Source organism: Sulfitobacter sediminivivens (assembly GCF_042611115.2).
Classification (GTDB): Bacteria; Pseudomonadota; Alphaproteobacteria; order Rhodobacterales; family Rhodobacteraceae; genus Sulfitobacter; species Sulfitobacter sediminivivens.
On the sequence record NZ_JBHGAR020000039.1, the window covers coordinates 1 to 15,730 of the forward strand.

The following is a 15,730-nucleotide window of genomic DNA, read 5'->3' on the forward strand; positions in this document are numbered from 1 at the left end:
GATGATCCCAAAGGCATTGTCGATACCGTGCATCTGAAGAACTTTTACAAAGGCCTCTTCGGTGGTCATTTTCATGGTGTGTCTCCAGGTGATCTAAATTTTGAAAAATGTGTGGTTCGGGGGTCAGAGAATTTCGTCTCGAAGATAGTAGTAGGGGTACATCATCCTCTGCCCCATCCGGCGGAACGGCGTAAGAATGCCGTGGCTTGGAAGCGGTGAGGTAAAGATCGGCAGGTCAAGTTCCTGACCTTTGCCCGCGATCAATTGCGCCATGCGTTTGCCGGCCTGTGCGGAATACATCACGCCATTGCCGCCATACCCCATGGCATAAAAGATGCTTTCATCCTTATCCGGCTGGCAGATGCGCGGCATCATGTCATGGCTCACATCGACCCAGCCCCACCAGGAGTAATCCAGATCTATTTCCGTCAGCGCCGGAAACTTGCGGTGCAATCCCTTGCGCAGCAACGCAAGATGTTTGGGGTTCTCGGCATCCTCGCCGGTAATGGCGCTGCGGCTGCCAATCTGCATCCGGTTGTCCGGCAGCAGCCGGTAGTAATGCCGCAATGTGCGGGTGTCTGTCAGCGGTGATCGGGTCTGAATGCCGCATTCCGCCAATTCCGACTTGGTCAGTTTGCGCGTCACAATCGAATTCGACAATATTGGCATCAGCCGGTGCTTGGTGCGCCCACTCAGGCCCGGTGGTGTATATCCGGCGGTCGCAAGGGCAACCGCACGGGCACGAACGGTGCCACCCGGCGTTGTCAGATGATGTACGCCGTCGACAATTTTCCACCCCATGACGGGGCTCGCAGTGTGAATTTTTGCACCCAGCTTGCGCGCAAGTTTGACGTAAGAGAAGGCCAGTTTTGCGGCATGAATGCTGGTTCCGTCCGGTTCCCACATTGCGCCATGCGCTTCTTGATCTTTGACGTGCTTTTCATGCAGTTCGTCGCGGCCCATGACACGGCTGCCGTACCCAAAGACCTCGTTGAGAAGCGCGCTTTCCTTCTCCAGCTTTGGGATCACCTTGGCCCGGTGGGCGATGTAATAGTGGCCACCGGTTTGCGGATCGCAGTCGATGTCGTCAGAATTGATAAGCTCGTTGAACAATTCAAACGCTTCGGCGACTTCACCGTGCATCTTTTTTGCGACATCGACGCCCCAGCGTTGAATCCATTGCGACCTTTTGAGCCGCCCTGAAGATATCTGCGCCTGACCGCCGTTGCGGGTCGAGCACCCCCATGCCACCTTGTTGGCTTCCAGCACGGTGGCCTTGATCCCATGTTCTTTCGCAAGGTGGATCGCCGTGGAAAGGCCGGTGTAGCCAGAGCCGACGACCACAACGTCCACATCCATATCGCCTGAAACGGGGCCGTCATCCTTGGGTGGCTTGCCAGCCGTGCCAATCCAATATGTCGGTGCGTGGTCCCGGTTGTGGCCGGGACCTGCATCCACCATCGGATCATATTTGGCGTCGTAGCTGGCGCGGGGCCAGTGGCGGGGTCTTTGAGAATCTGGCACGCGAAGTCTCCCTGATCTGAGGGTGGAATTATGCTTTGAAAGGGGGGCGAGACTTGCGCAAAGCCTGCTTTACGATGATCATGCCATCCCGCAGGGTGAACAGATCAGCGCCCTGCGCCTCAACCCGCATGCCATCGGTGCCGGTGCCAGAGAAGGTCCATTCAGAAATCGCACGGTCACCGCTGACAAAGTGGCTGTGGTGGTCCCAATGTGCGTCTTTCATCCCGGCCCAGACGGCAGAAAAAGCTTTTGCTATCGCGGCGGCCCCTTCGATTTTGGCACCGAACACGTCGGGACCGCCAACAGTGTAGAAAACGCAGTCATCTGCAAAATGGGTCATGACACCGTCAACATCGTGCCGATTGAAGGCATCGAAGGTGTCGGACAAATCTTGGGCAGTTAGGGTCTTGGACATTTAGGTCTCCGAGAGGGAAAATGGGTTAAGAGGAGGTGGCGTCTTCACGGTAGGGAACAACGAGGGTTGGAATATTGGCGCGTCGCAGAACGCGTTTTGTGACGGTGCCGAGGAACGTATGGGAAAACCCATGTTCATGAGCCCCCAAAACAATGAGATCACACTTAAGCTCAGCCGCTCGGCGCAGGATCGCTTCTGCCGGGTATCCATCAACAAGTTCAATGGATTCGACCTGTTTCTGGATGTCGCGGTCTTCTTCCGGCACATGCGCCCAAAAGCTCTTCTGACGCTCAGCCAGGATCGCCTTGACGTGGTCGTGCCGGGACTGCATCGCCATTTCGCTCGACTGGGAACTCTGCATGAACATCTGCATGGTGATCTTGGCGTCGTCGCTCATCGGCTCAACCACGTGCAACACATGAAGTTTCGCCCCGGTTGCCGCCGCCAGCCCCGCTGCATGACACATCGTATAGGCCGAATGCCTGGACAGGTCAGTTGCGAACAGAATGTGGGTTATTGTTGATTTCATAGGAAATTCCTTTCTGATCGCGGCTCAATATCCAAAGAACCTTGGCAGCCACAGCGAAATGTCAGGGAAGAAGGCGATGACGAAAATCGCGATTGTGTTGATGAAGGCAAACGGCAGCGCCGCCACCGAAATCTTCTCAATCGAAATATTCGAGATGCCCGAGGCGATGAACAGGTTCTCCCCCAATGGCGGGGTTTGGAAACCAATGCCGAGGCAACAGACCATCACCACCCCAAAGTGGATCGGGTCGATACCGACACTATAGGCGACCGGCAACATCACCGGCACCAGGATAAGGATGGTGGCCAGTGTTTCCATGAACATCCCCACAAAAAGCAGGAAGAAGATCACCAGCGTCCAGATGATATAGATATTGTCGGTAACCGACAGCATTCCGTTTGCGATGATGGCGGGAATTTGGTTTTCCACCAACAAGCGGCCAAACACGGTTGCCGTAAACATGATCAGCAAGACCCGACCCGTCAGCCAGGTGGTGGTTTCGAGGGCTGTGAAAAGCTTGTTCCAGCTTAGTTCACGGTAGATAAACGCCCCCACAATCAGCGTATAGAAGATCGCGACAATCGCAGCTTCGGTTGGTGTGAAAAAGCCTGAATAAATCCCACCCAGGATGACCACGGGTGCCATCAAGGCCCAGAAGCCACGGTAAAGCTCACACCAGATCTGCCGCGCAGACCACCCTTCCGATGACCCCTTGTAGCCGCGTTTCTTGGACAGGATGTAATTCATGAACAACAAGCTGCCCGCGATCAGGAATGCGGGCATAAAGCCTGCAATAAAGAGTTTGGGGATCGAAACGGTCTGGAACTGGCCGAACTGCTCGACGGCTTCGGGTGGGGCTGGCATGCCAAGGGCTGCGATGCCAAAGATGATCAGCGGGATCGATGGTGGGATTACGATACCAAGCCCCCCCGAGGATGCCGTGATGGCGGACGCATAGGGCCGACCGTACCCGCGCTCGATCATTGCGGGGATCATCAACATGCCCACAGCAGCCGTTGTGGCCGGACCGGAGCCTGAGATCGCACCAAAAAACAGGCAGGCAAAAACAGTCGCCGCGGACATGCCGCCCGTGAACGGGCCTGCGAAACTTTCGGCTACATTGATAAGCCGTCGTGACAAACCTGCGGCCTCCATCAGCGCCCCGGCAAGGATAAACGCAGGCAGCGCCATAAGCGGGAACGAGCCAACAGAAGTATAGGCAATCTGGACGAACTTGATCGGGTTTTCACCAAGATAGATGAACGAGATCAGTGTCGAAACACCCAAGGCCACAGTAATCGGGGCCCCGATGAACATCAAAAGCAAGAAGCCCCCGAAAAGGATGAGAATGATCTGAGATTCCATTATGTCTTCTCCTGCTCAGGATTTGCAGTTCCGGCGCGCACCTGTTCGAGATCGATGGCATCAGGATCGCGCAAATCTTCACCCAGAATGATTTTTTTGTAGTTCACCTGCAGAACGCGGAACGTCATCAGTGAGAACGCAATCGGTAGAACGATATAGACCCAGCTTAGGTGGAAACCCATTGTCTGCGACGACTGGAATTTGTTCATCTTGTTGAAGATAAAATCGATCGACAGATACACAAAATAGACGTTGAAAAAGATCCAGAACAGGTCTGCAAAAGCCTCGATATATTTGATCGCACTAGGGGGCAGGAACTTGAACTGGAAGGTCACCCGGTTGTGCGCGCCTTTCTTGGCGGCATAGCTCGCCCCAAAAAATACAAACCAGACGAACATGTAGATCGAAAGCTCTTCGACCCATGAGAAAGAAAAATCGAACAATGTCCGAACGATCACCTGCAAGAACAAAAGGCAGACAAAAATCGCAAGCAAGGTGCGACAGATGTAGCTCTCTATATTGTCAATTACATACCAGAATCTTGTCATTGGCCCCTCGCTATCGGTTGAGAAAAGCGCCCGAAGGCGCTTTTCTTTGTTTCTGTTTTCGCTTTACTCAGAGACCGGGTCGCGGCCAATTTCAGCAAGCACAGCGTTCATCTTTTCGATGCCGCCGATGCTGTCATAGAACTTTGGCCACACGGCCTCTGTTGCGAGCTTGATGAACTCTTCTTCGTTGTTTTCAGGGTCTGTGATTTCCATGCCTTCGTCGATCAGGATTTGTTTGATCTCGGCTTCTTTTTCACGCAGGAACTGTGCAGAAGCGGCTGTCGCTGCTTTGCCCGCTTCCAGAACGATGGCCTGATCTTCGGCTGAGAGTTCCTGAAAAACCTGTTCGGAAATGATCAACGGCTCAATCGAGAAGATATAGCGGATGTTCGTGACGTACTTTTGTACCTCATAGAACTTCATCGCGTTGATGGTTGTGTAGGGGTTGTCCTGACCATCAACAACTTTGGTCTGCAAACCCGCAAAGGTTTCTGACCACGCCATCGGCGTCGGGCTGATGCCCCATGATTTGTAGGTGTCGATCATGATCTCGTTTTTGGGAACGCGGATTACCAGCCCCTGCAGGTCGGCCACGGATTTAACCGGCTTCTTTGAATTCGTCAGAACCCGAAAACCCGTATAGGTCCATGCGATGATGCGCACGCCGGCATCATTGATGGTGTTCTCTGTCAATTCAGCGCCGATGGGCCCCTGGGTCAGCTTTTCCGCGTCTTCAAGGCTCAGGATTACATATGGCAAAGAGAACACGCCGACGGTTGGCGAGAATGGTGTGACGTTGTTGATGGCGAGGATCGACATATCCAGAGTGCCGATGGCTGCTTCGTTAACGGTGTCCTGTTCAGAGCCGAGCTGGCCGTTTAGAAACAGGGTCGCGGTATGCTTGCCGCCAGACAGTTCCTCAAGGGCTGCAACAAAGCCTTTGCCAGTTGCTTCCTGGCTGCTTCCGCCGCTGTCGCCAACGGCTACCTTGAAGTTTTTCGCTTCAGCAGTGCCAAAGCTCAGCAGAGCGGCCGCCGCCGCGACGGCAGCAACAGTTGTTATACGGGTGATAATTGTCATGGAATCCTCCTCATTGATGAGCGCTTCTTTACGCTACGTAACCTGATGAGGTTTGTCTCCCGGCCCCCACCAAGAATTCGTAGGCTAATGCAAGCCACTGGTTGTGCTAAGGGCCAGATTCGAATTTGACTTAGACCAGTCAGTTTGCGAGTGTCTGACATGCCAGCAACCCGCATCCCCCCAGAATCGTTTTTTCTGGATCGCAAAGGCCACCGCCCAATTCAGACCCAAATTCGGGAAACTGTGGTGTCTTTCATCCAGTCAGGTCATGCAGCACCCGGTACCCATTTGCCGTCGTCGCGCAAACTGGCCGAGTATCTGGGCGTCGCCCGGATGACCGTCACGCTGGCCTATTCTGAATTGGTGGCCCAGGGATATCTGGAGACCCAGAACCGCAGTGGCTATGTCGTTGCCACAACAGACATTGTCACCAACGTTGGAGCGGCCGTTGAAAAAGACTGCGACGATAACGCCTTGGACTGGAAGGCGTTTCTGGCAAGTTCTTTGACCGAACGTCGACGGATTGTGAAACCGGTTGATTGGCGCAAATTGCCCTATCCGTTTGCCTATGGGCAAATGGATGCGTCTCTTTTCAACTACGCAGCGTGGCGCGATTGCTCCCGTCAGGCGATGGGGCGGCTCGACTTCATCGATATGGCGGGCGACATGGCTGATCTGGATGATCCGTTATTGGTGAACTATATCCGCTGCCGGTCCTTGCCGCGGCGTGGCATTTCCGCAAATCCGGATGAGATCCTTATCACCGTGGGCGCGCAGAATGGGCTTTGGTTGGCCATCGAATTATTGACCCGGCAGCCCCTGAACGCCGTCTGCGAAAATCCCGGATATCCCGATACGTTGCAGGCGCTGACGTGGTGCGGAGCAAATGTGAATACCGTGGATGTGGATGAACACGGTCTGCCCCCTCAGAACATCCCCGACGGAACCAGGGCGGTATTCATCACGCCAAGCCATCATGCACCCACCGGGGTGACCATGCCAACGGCGCGCAAGTCGCAGCTCCTTGCGGATGCCGAGGAAAAAGATTTTGTGATCATCGAGGACGACTATGACTTCGAAATGAGTTTCATCGAACCGCCAAGCCCGGCGCTCAAATCTTATGATCGGCAAGGGCGGGTCATCTATGTCGGTAGCTTTTCGAAAGCGATGTTCCCGGGATTGCGCCTGGGGTATCTGGTCGCGCCACGCGAATTTATCGCCGAAGCCCGGGAATTGCGCTCCATGATGCTGCGCCATCCGCCCGGCCATTTGCAGCGCACAGCGGCTTATTTTCTGGCTCAGGGTCACTACGACCTGTTGATCCGTGACATGCGCCGGAAACTTGCAGTCCGCCGCGCCGCTGTGCTTGACGCAATCGGCAACACAAGCCTGACTTTGGCAGGAGCCGCCAAGTTTGGTGGCTCAAGCCTGTGGATCAAGGCACCTGATGGGATCAATACAACGGTGCTGGCCGAAGACCTCCTGAAGGACGGGGTCATGATCGAACCAGGTGCCGCGTTCTTTGCGGGTCAAGATGGCCCGGTGAATTTCTTCCGCCTGGGGTACTCGTCAATCCCGGCGCACCAGATTGAACAGGGGATCAACCTGATCGCCCGGCGTGTTGACAAACACATGGCCGCCCACGATTAATTGAAGCGGAAAAGCATATCTGAACATCACCGCACGGATCGCCTGACACGTCAGAACACTATGCCTATTCCGGCAAAGAAGCTGATACGCGTTTTTTTGAAGAAAAGGCAGACCGTGAAAGCCCCTGACTTTGTCTGGTTCCTTGGACAAAAGGTTCCGAATAGTGATGTCGCTTAGGATATCCCCGATCGTTTCACCTCAAAGTTTTCTTATTTGCCACAAAAATTATACCTTCTCCGGACGCGCGCTCGGAGTTGGTAAGGAGGCAATAGGCAGACGATCTCGAGCAAAGCCCCAAGAGTATAATCGGATGTCATTCAACGTTAAAAAACCGGAATATGGTGCCCCTACGTCTTCACACTTACCATCTATATATTTGTAATTATTTTACAAAATTGTCACCATGAACAATGATACCCCGGTAATCCCCCCTAAAATTAGCGGTGTTCACAAATAGAATTTTCTCGGCAAGATATCTGAGGAGATTTACGGTGAAGAATGGACGATACAGCGACGCGCAGATCATGGCGGTGTTGAAGCAGGCGGAGGGCGGTGTGCCTGTCTCAGAGCTTTGTCGTGAGCATGGAATGAGCAGCGCCAGCTTTTTTAAGTGGCGTGCGAAGTTTGGCGGGATGGATGCGTCATTAATTTCCGAGATGAAGGATATGGCGGAAGAGAACTGCCGTCTGGGGCACATGTATGCCGAGATGAGCATGCAGAACGATCTGCTGAAGGAAGCCCTTGAAAAAAAGCGTTAAGGCCGTCTTTGCGACGAGAGATGGACGTGAATGCGGTCGCACGGTACGGAGTGAGCATCGCGTTGGCGTGCAGAGCGTTCGAGATCAGCGAGACCTGCTACAGATACAGCCCAATCCTGAGCGATGAGAATGAAGAGATCGCCGATTGGCTGGGACGTCTGACCGCAAACAAGCGCAACTGGGGCTTTGGCCTGTGTTTTTTGTACCTGCGCAACGTGCAAGGCTATGGCTGGAACCGCAAACGAGTCTACCGGATCTACTGCGAGCTGGAGCAAAATCTGCGGATCAAGCCAAAGAAACGGCTGAAAAGGGACAAGCCTGAGCCTCTGGTGGTGCCTGACAGGCCCAATGAGACGTGGTCGATGGATTTTATGGCGGACCAGCTTGCAGATGGGCGTTCGATCAGAACACTGAACGTTCTGGATGACTTCAATCGCGAGGGATTGTGCATAGAAGTGGACTTCTCGTTGCCTGCGGAACGCGTCGTGCGCAGCTTGAACCAGATCATCGAGTGGCGCGGTCAGCCGCAAGTTATTCGTGTGGACAATGGACCCGAATATATCAGTGGTACGCTCATGGCATGGGCCGAAAAACGCAACATTCGGCTTGAATACATCCAACCCGGAAAGCCGCAGCAGAACGCCTGTATCGAGCGCTACAATCGCACAGTTCGCGGTGAATGGTTGGGCCAATTTATCTTTGAAATCATCAAGGAGGCGCAAGACCAGGCAACGGAATGGCTGTGGACTTACAACAACGAGCGACCCAACATGGGCATTGGCGGCATCACACCCGCCATGAAACTGAAAACAGCCGCGTGAATTCTATGGCTGAGCCCCATTAAAAATGGGGGGGGTTACCCTCTAGGGCTGACCAAACTTACATTTAACTGGACTGCACATACCACCGCCGGCGGTTTTTCTTGGCCTTTTGAGTGGTATAGGGTGCCTGTTCGCCAGTTTCTGATAAATGCCCCGAGCATAAGGGGCGTGTAGATATTGTTATTGCCCTTGGAGCATTGCTGACGATTGTAGCAGAACACTAGCTCGGCTGGCGTTTGTTGGCCCTAAATGGTTGGAACAGTCAAACGAAGATGTAATGCGTCCATTGGAACTTTAGTTTTTATGCCACATTCGATAGCGGCCATTCGCGCAACTGCAGCGAAAGCCTTCTTGTCCGCTCAGCCGACATCAGAACTGATAACGACCCACCGCGCTTTAGCCATCTGCGATTCCGGATAGGTTTTGCGTGTAAAAACGTGCGTATACCACCGTTTTTGGCCGGTAGGTTTTGACAGGGGGTTTTTGTCGTGAACGATCCGGCTGTGGGCGTACTCACGAAATGTTACACTTAGCCAAGTGCATTCGGACATGCTACGCCGCCTTTATGACATACGACTACGAACAGCTCTATCGACAGACACCTGCCGCACTTGGCGCGCCGACACAGATCTTCGTGGACTTTTTTGCCGCACAATCCGGCAAGAAGTTGCGTGTCTTGGACATTGGATGTGGCCAGGGTCGAGACGCAATTTTCATTGGCCGCGCCGGTCACAGTGTGGTGGCTGTAGATCTGTCACCAAGCGGTATCTGTGACCTAAACGCCGTGTCAAATGAAGAAAATCTCGATGTCCTGGGAATCGTTGCGGACATAACCGAATTTGAGCCGGAAGGGTTGTTCGATGTCGTGCTGATCGACAGGACACTTCACATGCTCGCTGAGCCGGACCGGCTGAAAGTGCTCGGCGGCGTACTGGATCATGTCGACAGACCAGGCTGGTGCTTGATTGCCGATGAAAAAAAGAACATCCCGGGGTTCAAGCGCGTTGTAATCGGTCATGACGACCAGTGGGAGATCGTAAAGGAGAAACGAGGTTATCTCTTTCTTCAAAGACCTTCGCGCTGATTTGGCCAAAACTCATATGTTTCTGTCACCGGCGACAACGACCGTTTTTGGCGCATGATGGATTGACTATGCACAACCTAGGGGCGACGAAAGCAAGATCGATCAATGTTTGTAGTGAGCCCACACCGGAGGTATCAAGTTCGCGCTGCGTGCGCGCGCAACGCGAAGAATTCTGCGGGTGCGTATACTTCTATGTTGCTATGCAGCGGCAGCACCGGCCATTAAGCATCATGCAGTAAGACAAGCCAGCGAACGTGCGCAGAACCGGTTTGCGCCGCTCCCTGCAAGCCTGACGGGCTTTTTCGCCAGATAATCTTGGCCGAGCTGAAAGCCCCCCATAATGCACATTACAGCGAATATCCGGGAAAATATTTCCGAAAGCGTCACCGTGCCGAACGCCAATTGATCAATATCATAACATCTAGAACGAATATCGAGCCTCTTGAAACGCATTGGCACATAATAGCTGCACAGGAGAGACTGAGATGGCGCTTTTACAACGACTGCCGGGACGACCCATCCAGTCGGCTGCCCTACTGCCTTTCGTGGCAATCACCTTTGCAATCACTTGGGGATTGATCTCCTTTTACATCTTCTTTCCCAAACTGGCCGTGTCCATGTTCGGTGAAATTAGCAGCTCGCATCCTTTCTTTTTCCTCGCTACATGGGGACCCGCATTCGCGGCATTCATCCTTGTTGCGATTTGCGGAGGATGGGCAGGTATCAAGTTGTTCCTGTCGCGGCTGCTGCTCTGGCGCTGTTCACTCGTTTGGGCGACGCTTGTGATGATCGGCCTGCCGCTTGTCTTTGTGGCCGGTTCCGTGATCAAGGGCGGCCCTGTACTTGCCCCTCTGCCGCCGGAAGGCGTCGGTCCGATGATCACGGTTCTGTTCATAATGCTTTCTCTCGGCCCAATCGAGGAGTTAGGGTGGCGTGGCGTGGCCCAACCGCTGCTGCAGCGTCAGATGGCCCCGATCTGGGCGGGCCTGATCGTCGGGATGGTTTGGGGACTGTGGCACCTGCCGGCTTTCTACCTGTCCGGCACGGTTCAGAGCGGGTGGAACTTCACGCCTTTTTTCATAGGAAACATCACGCTGGCGGTACTTGTGACGCCACTTTTCAACAATGCACGCGGTAGTCTTCTTTGGCCGATGCTCTTCCATTGGCAGCTCATCAATCCGTTCTGGCCGGATGCGGAGCCCCATGACACCTGGATCCTCGTTGCTGTGTCCGTGGTGGTGGTGTGGCTAAACCGAGCCACGATGTTCTCGCGTGACGGGGCGGTGACAAGGGTCATTCCGGGCACAAACGAGGGGCGAAGGTAATGGGTAGCCTCATCCTGTCGGTGGCTCGGGTCGCTGTTGTGGCTGCGACCGCGATGCTGGTCTCACCTGCTTGGACGGATGATCTGCTGAGACAAGTGCAGGATATGCTCTATGACTTCCTCACGGAATACGGCTTTCCCGGTGCGACGGTCGCCTATGTGCTGCCGGATGGTTCCAGCAGTACTGTCGCCACGGGCCTTGCTGACGTGGAAGCCGCGATACCGATGAAGGGGTTTTACACCTTTGGCAGCTCGGCCCACAGCCCGCTGTTCGAGGAAGTGCAAAAAACGCGTAATATCTTGAGGCAAGACGTTTTGGCGCACATAAACACCCTGTCCGATCCAATCCTGCTGGACAAATCCCGATGATCGAACAATTCAAACTCGAAACCCTTTTGTCGCGTGTCGTTCAATGAGCAGCCGCCGGACGTTTTTGACCGGTGTTGCTGGTCTTGCAGTGGCTGGCGGCAGCTATTCAGCTGGAGCGTTTCGCGAGGCCCGCGCGCAGGCCGACACGCGCTTGCACGGTCTAAGCAGCCTCATTGATACAAGCGCAGGCGCGCTGGAGTATGCCGTTGCGGGTGACGGTCCAACCTGCATGATGATCCACGGCACCGGAGGAGGGTTTGACCAAGGTCTGCTTTTTGCTGCAACCTTGCGCCATCGCGGGCATCAAGTCATCGCGCCATCGCGTTTTGGTTATCTGCGCAGTGCCTTTCCCGATGACGCGTCGCCAGCGCATCAGGCCGATGTTCTGGTCGAACTGCTAGACCATCTCGGGCTGGACCGCATTCCGGTAGTCGGTGGGTCTGCGGGTGCGCTGACTGCTGCCGAATTCGCTCTGCGCCATCCTGACAGGTGCTCGCATTTGGTGCTTCTGGTCCCCGCTGCCAATCTCACCAACCGCAATCCCGTCGCATTCACCGCGCTGCAAAGGCTGGCCGTAGGGGCCGTGCTGGGGTCCGACTGGTGGTTCTGGACACTGTCAAAGATCACGCGACGACAGATGTTGCGGACCTTGCTTGCGACCGATCCTGTGCTGTTGGACAAAGTTGTGCCGCAAGAGCGCCAACGGGCGGAGGTAATCCTCAGCCAACTATTTCCGATCAGCCGAAAGATCGATGGGCTACGCACTGACGGCTACTGGGCGGGCACGCCGTCGAAAACCAGCTATGAGCGCGTAACCGCACCGACGTTGATTGTTTCCTGCGAGGATGACTTTTTTGGCACTGCCGCCACCGCACGCCTATTGGCGAAACGCATTCCACAGGCAAGCCTCATCATTTTTCCCACAGGCGGGCACATCTGGCTGGGTCACGATGCTGATATCGCTGGGGCGATTTCGGAATTTGTACGGGGTGTGGCTGATCCAGATCAATGATGACCATTCTGACAGATGCAATCTTGCAAAGGTCGGCCATCCGAGGGGTTCGAAAATGGTATCGCGAAGAAACTTGTTGGCAGGCATCGGCACGGCAGCCGCCGTCGGCGGTGCCGGATATTGGACGCTACGTGCTCCATCGTATGAACAGGCGGTTGCGACAAGTTCGGCTCCAATTGCTCCTGGAGCGGGGTCCGATCTCGAGTATCTTGTCCATCACGCAATCCACGCTGCAAATGGTCACAACACACAGCCATGGATGTTTTCAAGGTCCGGCACCGACGTGGTGATTGCACCTGACTTCTTTCGTCGGACGCCGGTTGTTGATCCCGACGACCACCATGTTTTTGCCAGCCTCGGATGCGCTGCCGAAAACCTCTCGCTTGCTGCGAAGGCTGAAGGCCGAAGTGCCGCGATCGAATTCGACGCGGCAGGCGATGGTCAGGTTCGCGTTGCGCTGGCAAAAGGAACGGGTGGTCCAAACGCTTGGTTTGATGCGATTCTGAATCGGCAATGCACACGATCAGATTACAACGGTCGTGCCGTTTCCGCAGAGGATCTGCGACATCTTGAAGAAGCGGCCTCGATCGAGGGCTGCCGCGTCGTCCTTGTTTCGGACAGACCAAAGATGGACGAACTGCAAGACCTGATCGTGGCGGCAAATACGGTGCAGGTCGAGGACCCGGATTTTGTGGCAGAGTTGAAATCCTGGCTTCGGTTCAATGCGCGCACTGCGATCGCCACCGGTGATGGCCTTTACGCTGCCTGCTCCGGCAATCCGACACTGCCTTCATGGATTGCACCAACAGTTTTCGGCATGGTTTTTTCTGCCAAGTCAGAAAATGAAAAATGCGTCAGACAGGTGCGGTCTTCGTCCGGGCTTGCCGTCTTTCTGGCGGAAAAGAATGACAAAGAGCACTGGGTCAAGGCAGGCCAAAGCTATCAGCGCTTTGCTTTGCAGGCGACGGCGATGGGGATGAAACATGCGTTTCTGAACCAACCTACCGAAGTGCCTGCCTTCCGCTCGGATCTGTTGGGGGCAGTCGGTGCATCTGAGCCGAGGCCAAATCTTCTGGTGCGGTTCGGCTATGCCGATCCGATGCCGCAATCGTTGCGCCGACCGGTGTCAGCGGTCATAATCCAGTCATGACCGCCCCACCAGCAATGATTGCCGGAGCGAGAGCAGGCATGTCGTACTTCATGCTCGTATTTTCTTTCGGATTCGTACTGGGAACCATCAGATCCCTCACGGTTGCGCCTGCCGTGGGAGAATTCAAAGCGGTCCTGATCGAGCTGCCTTTCATGCTGCTCGTGTCATGGTTCGTTTCCAGATGGATCATCCACAGCTTTTCTGTTCCAAAACACGTGATCACCAGAGTTACAATGGGTTTGACCGCGTTTGCTTTGCTACTTTGTGCAGAGGCGTTGCTATCCGTGTTCCTCATGAATCTGCGCCTGCTGCAACATCTTGCGCTCTATCTCGAACCCAAGGCGCAGCTCGGTCTTCTCGGACAGATCGCATTCGCGATTTTCCCGCTCCTGCAGCTTGGACCAGTCAAGCCCGTGACCGGCGAGGCAAGACGTCGATGATTATCACCTTGCTCCCGCAAATCGCCTTGCCGGTCTTTCTGCTTTTGTGGCTTGCGCTTTTCCCTGCCCGAAATTCATTGGCATATGCTTTGCAAATCGTCTGCGTCGGATTTTTGCTGGTGGCTGTCGGTCTTGTTGGGATGTGGATGATGATCCCGTGGTGGACGCCGTATCTCTATGGGGTGCTGTTCGTCCTGGTCACTTTCGGGTCATTCCGACACCGCAAGGTCAGAAACCGCGTCGGTGGTGGTTCCGACTGGATCGGAGTGGGTGTTCTTGGCGCTGTCATTTTACTGACAGGTTATGGGTCATATCTCGGCGTATACTCGATTGTCGGCAAGACGCCCTCAGAGATGGACGTGGTGGACATCGCTTCGCCTCTTGAAAATGGAACCTACCTTGTCGTCCAAGGCGGCTCCAATCGCATCGTAAACGATCACTTCATGACACTGGATACCAGCGTGCCCCGCTTTGCTGCGTGGCGTGGGCAAAGCAAGGGGCTTGATATCGTTCGGATCAATGCCCTTGGTCTTCGAGCGAATGGTCTGCAGCCAAGGGAGCCGGAGCGATACTATGCCTTTGGAGCCAAGTTGTTGGCCCCTTGCAGCGGTCGTGTTGCGGCGGCGGTTGATGGCATCCCGGATATGATGGTCCCGGAAATGGATCCGGCGAACATGCTCGGAAACCATGTCATCATCGACTGCGGGGACTTCTTTATTGTCATGGCGCATTTCAGAAACGGCAGCGTTCTGGTTGCTGAGGGTGTCGAAGTGACGACTGGCATGAACTTGGGCGAAATTGGCAATTCAGGCAACAGCGGCGAGCCGCATCTTCATATCCATGCGCAAAAGGATATGCCCAAAGACCAACCCATATCGGGAGTACCGTTAGCGATCATGATCAAGGGGCAATTTTATGCAAGAAACGATCGGATGTTCGTGAAGTGATCACGCTAATCCAGGGTTGCACGGAAACGACGCCTAAGATGTGCCCATAGGGCGCGATTGAATGGTTGGTCTGGGGAAAGTCGCCGAATCGCAGAGAGCCCTTTGCCGCGAGCGCAAACAAATGCTGCGTAAGCATTCGGTGCATGGGCAAAAGGCGGCACTGTCCCGCAGCTTACCAGTTTAGACGAGGGGCAGCGAATGACAAAAGTCCCGCAGCAGCGGTCCATGGACCTAGCCGCGAAAACCGGGCAAGAGCCCATACGATTGAATGCTGCAAAGCGCATGAACGACGGCAAACGCGCAAAATCAACCGCTTTGCTAGTTTGCTAGATTGCAAGGACTTTTTGCCAGACGAATCTTCGAATTCCGACACAAGGCAACTTCATTTTGTGACATCGACAACCAGCAGAGAGGCCCAGTCGCTGCGCCATGCGGATCCATATCGCCCTCCATTGGTCATCATCACAGAGTTGAACAGCAGCGTTGCGCCTTTTGGAGATGTAGTGCGAAACTCTCCTCCTTTGTCAGTCAGAACCGGATAACTTTTAACACCACCGTCCATGCGTTCGAATACGGTAACCTGTCGGTTTTGTTCCTGCGCCCCGTCAACAGAAAGTCGGCCTCGAACTAATAAACCGTGTCTGACGTCAGCACCCTTGGGACAGATTTGAGGATTTGAATAAGGGAGGATTTCTGGTTCATCTTATCGATTAG

16 protein-coding genes are annotated in these 15,730 nt (G+C 54.5%); 9 read left to right on the plus strand and 7 right to left on the minus strand.

The window, feature by feature from the left end; genetic code table 11:
- Positions 1–123: 123 nt before the first annotated feature.
- The 6 genes from ACEWL3_RS19955 to ACEWL3_RS19980 all read right to left on the minus strand — a co-directional run bounded on the left by ACEWL3_RS19955 (position 124) and on the right by ACEWL3_RS19980 (position 5,461).
- On the minus strand, positions 124–1,461 hold the full coding sequence (locus tag ACEWL3_RS19955) for an NAD(P)/FAD-dependent oxidoreductase (RefSeq protein ID WP_386185408.1): 1,338 nt from the start codon (positions 1,459–1,461) through the stop codon (positions 124–126).
- A 91-nt stretch (positions 1,462–1,552) separates the two neighbouring features.
- The gene (locus tag ACEWL3_RS19960; protein ID WP_386185405.1) at positions 1,553–1,939 is read right to left on the minus strand and encodes a nuclear transport factor 2 family protein; all 387 of its coding nucleotides are present in this window, start codon (positions 1,937–1,939) and stop codon (positions 1,553–1,555) included.
- Positions 1,940–1,964: 25 nt separating this feature from the next.
- Positions 1,965–2,468, minus strand: coding sequence for a universal stress protein (locus tag ACEWL3_RS19965; RefSeq protein ID WP_386185403.1), 504 nt, complete (start codon positions 2,466–2,468; stop codon positions 1,965–1,967).
- A 24-nt stretch (positions 2,469–2,492) separates the two neighbouring features.
- The gene (locus tag ACEWL3_RS19970; RefSeq protein WP_386185401.1) at positions 2,493–3,833 is read right to left on the minus strand and encodes a TRAP transporter large permease; all 1,341 of its coding nucleotides are present in this window, start codon (positions 3,831–3,833) and stop codon (positions 2,493–2,495) included.
- Positions 3,833–4,381, minus strand: a complete 549-nt coding sequence (locus ACEWL3_RS19975; RefSeq protein ID WP_386185399.1) for a TRAP transporter small permease — start codon at positions 4,379–4,381, stop codon at positions 3,833–3,835. The genes ACEWL3_RS19970 and ACEWL3_RS19975 overlap by 1 nt, the downstream gene beginning before the upstream one ends.
- 63 nt (positions 4,382–4,444) lie before the next feature.
- The gene (locus tag ACEWL3_RS19980; RefSeq protein ID WP_386185397.1) at positions 4,445–5,461 is read right to left on the minus strand and encodes a TRAP transporter substrate-binding protein; all 1,017 of its coding nucleotides are present in this window, start codon (positions 5,459–5,461) and stop codon (positions 4,445–4,447) included.
- A gap of 159 nt (positions 5,462–5,620) precedes the next feature.
- On the opposite strand from ACEWL3_RS19980, the gene pdxR reads away from it, so the two are divergent.
- The 9 genes from pdxR (at position 5,621) to ACEWL3_RS20025 (ending at position 15,016) form a co-directional block, all read left to right on the plus strand.
- Positions 5,621–7,111 (plus strand): MocR-like pyridoxine biosynthesis transcription factor PdxR, encoded by a 1,491-nt coding sequence (gene pdxR, locus ACEWL3_RS19985; protein ID WP_386185394.1) that lies wholly within the window; start codon positions 5,621–5,623, stop codon positions 7,109–7,111.
- A 491-nt stretch (positions 7,112–7,602) separates the two neighbouring features.
- Positions 7,603–8,690 (plus strand): IS3 family transposase gene (locus ACEWL3_RS19990; protein WP_386185392.1). Its coding sequence is split into 2 segments (ribosomal slippage): positions 7,603–7,855 and positions 7,855–8,690, totalling 1,089 coding nucleotides; the frame shifts between segments, so codons are not numbered across the junction.
- A gap of 565 nt (positions 8,691–9,255) precedes the next feature.
- Positions 9,256–9,774 carry a class I SAM-dependent methyltransferase gene (locus tag ACEWL3_RS19995; protein WP_386185390.1) on the plus strand — a complete coding sequence of 173 codons (519 nt, stop codon included), beginning with the start codon at positions 9,256–9,258 and terminating at the stop codon, positions 9,772–9,774.
- A 485-nt stretch (positions 9,775–10,259) separates the two neighbouring features.
- Positions 10,260–11,099: a CPBP family glutamic-type intramembrane protease gene (locus tag ACEWL3_RS20000; protein ID WP_386185388.1), complete on the plus strand. Its 840-nt coding sequence runs from the start codon at positions 10,260–10,262 to the stop codon at positions 11,097–11,099.
- Complete coding sequence (locus ACEWL3_RS20005) at positions 11,099–11,467, plus strand: hypothetical protein (RefSeq protein WP_386185386.1); 369 nt, start codon at positions 11,099–11,101, stop codon at positions 11,465–11,467. Before ACEWL3_RS20000 ends, ACEWL3_RS20005 begins: the two co-directional genes overlap by 1 nt.
- Positions 11,468–11,510: 43 nt before the next feature.
- Complete coding sequence (locus ACEWL3_RS20010; RefSeq protein ID WP_386185384.1) at positions 11,511–12,479, plus strand: alpha/beta fold hydrolase; 969 nt, start codon at positions 11,511–11,513, stop codon at positions 12,477–12,479.
- A 55-nt stretch (positions 12,480–12,534) separates the two neighbouring features.
- A complete protein-coding gene (locus tag ACEWL3_RS20015; RefSeq protein WP_386185382.1) occupies positions 12,535–13,629 on the plus strand; it encodes an Acg family FMN-binding oxidoreductase in 1,095 nt (364 codons plus the stop codon).
- Positions 13,626–14,069, plus strand: coding sequence for a hypothetical protein (locus ACEWL3_RS20020; protein WP_386185380.1), 444 nt, complete (start codon positions 13,626–13,628; stop codon positions 14,067–14,069). Before ACEWL3_RS20015 ends, ACEWL3_RS20020 begins: the two co-directional genes overlap by 4 nt.
- Before the next feature lie 119 nt (positions 14,070–14,188).
- Complete coding sequence (locus tag ACEWL3_RS20025) at positions 14,189–15,016, plus strand: peptidoglycan DD-metalloendopeptidase family protein (RefSeq protein ID WP_435001558.1); 828 nt, start codon at positions 14,189–14,191, stop codon at positions 15,014–15,016.
- Between the two features lie 382 nt (positions 15,017–15,398).
- Here ACEWL3_RS20025 and ACEWL3_RS20030 read toward each other — a convergent pair whose 3' ends face one another.
- Entirely contained in the window at positions 15,399–15,578 is a 180-nt protein-coding gene (locus ACEWL3_RS20030) for a hypothetical protein (protein WP_435001555.1), read from the minus strand.
- Positions 15,579–15,730: the final 152 nt, after the last annotated feature.

Coding starts and splice junctions, on each gene's coding strand:
- ACEWL3_RS20000 (WP_386185388.1), top strand. CDS start 10,260: ATGGCGCTTTTACAACGACTGCCGGGACGACCCATCCAGTCGGCTGCC.
- ACEWL3_RS19955 (WP_386185408.1), bottom strand. CDS start 1,461: ATGGTGGATGCAGGTCCCGGCCACAACCGGGACCACGCACCGACATAT.
- ACEWL3_RS19980 (WP_386185397.1), bottom strand. CDS start 5,461: ATGACAATTATCACCCGTATAACAACTGTTGCTGCCGTCGCGGCGGCG.
- ACEWL3_RS20010 (WP_386185384.1), top strand. CDS start 11,511: ATGAGCAGCCGCCGGACGTTTTTGACCGGTGTTGCTGGTCTTGCAGTG.
- ACEWL3_RS20015 (WP_386185382.1), top strand. CDS start 12,535: ATGGTATCGCGAAGAAACTTGTTGGCAGGCATCGGCACGGCAGCCGCC.
- ACEWL3_RS20005 (WP_386185386.1), top strand. CDS start 11,099: ATGGGTAGCCTCATCCTGTCGGTGGCTCGGGTCGCTGTTGTGGCTGCG.
- ACEWL3_RS19970 (WP_386185401.1), bottom strand. CDS start 3,833: ATGGAATCTCAGATCATTCTCATCCTTTTCGGGGGCTTCTTGCTTTTG.
- pdxR (WP_386185394.1), top strand. CDS start 5,621: ATGCCAGCAACCCGCATCCCCCCAGAATCGTTTTTTCTGGATCGCAAA.
- ACEWL3_RS20030 (WP_435001555.1), bottom strand. CDS start 15,578: ATGGACGGTGGTGTTAAAAGTTATCCGGTTCTGACTGACAAAGGAGGA.
- ACEWL3_RS19995 (WP_386185390.1), top strand. CDS start 9,256: ATGACATACGACTACGAACAGCTCTATCGACAGACACCTGCCGCACTT.
- ACEWL3_RS19975 (WP_386185399.1), bottom strand. CDS start 4,381: ATGACAAGATTCTGGTATGTAATTGACAATATAGAGAGCTACATCTGT.
- ACEWL3_RS19965 (WP_386185403.1), bottom strand. CDS start 2,468: ATGAAATCAACAATAACCCACATTCTGTTCGCAACTGACCTGTCCAGG.
- ACEWL3_RS19960 (WP_386185405.1), bottom strand. CDS start 1,939: ATGTCCAAGACCCTAACTGCCCAAGATTTGTCCGACACCTTCGATGCC.
- ACEWL3_RS20020 (WP_386185380.1), top strand. CDS start 13,626: ATGACCGCCCCACCAGCAATGATTGCCGGAGCGAGAGCAGGCATGTCG.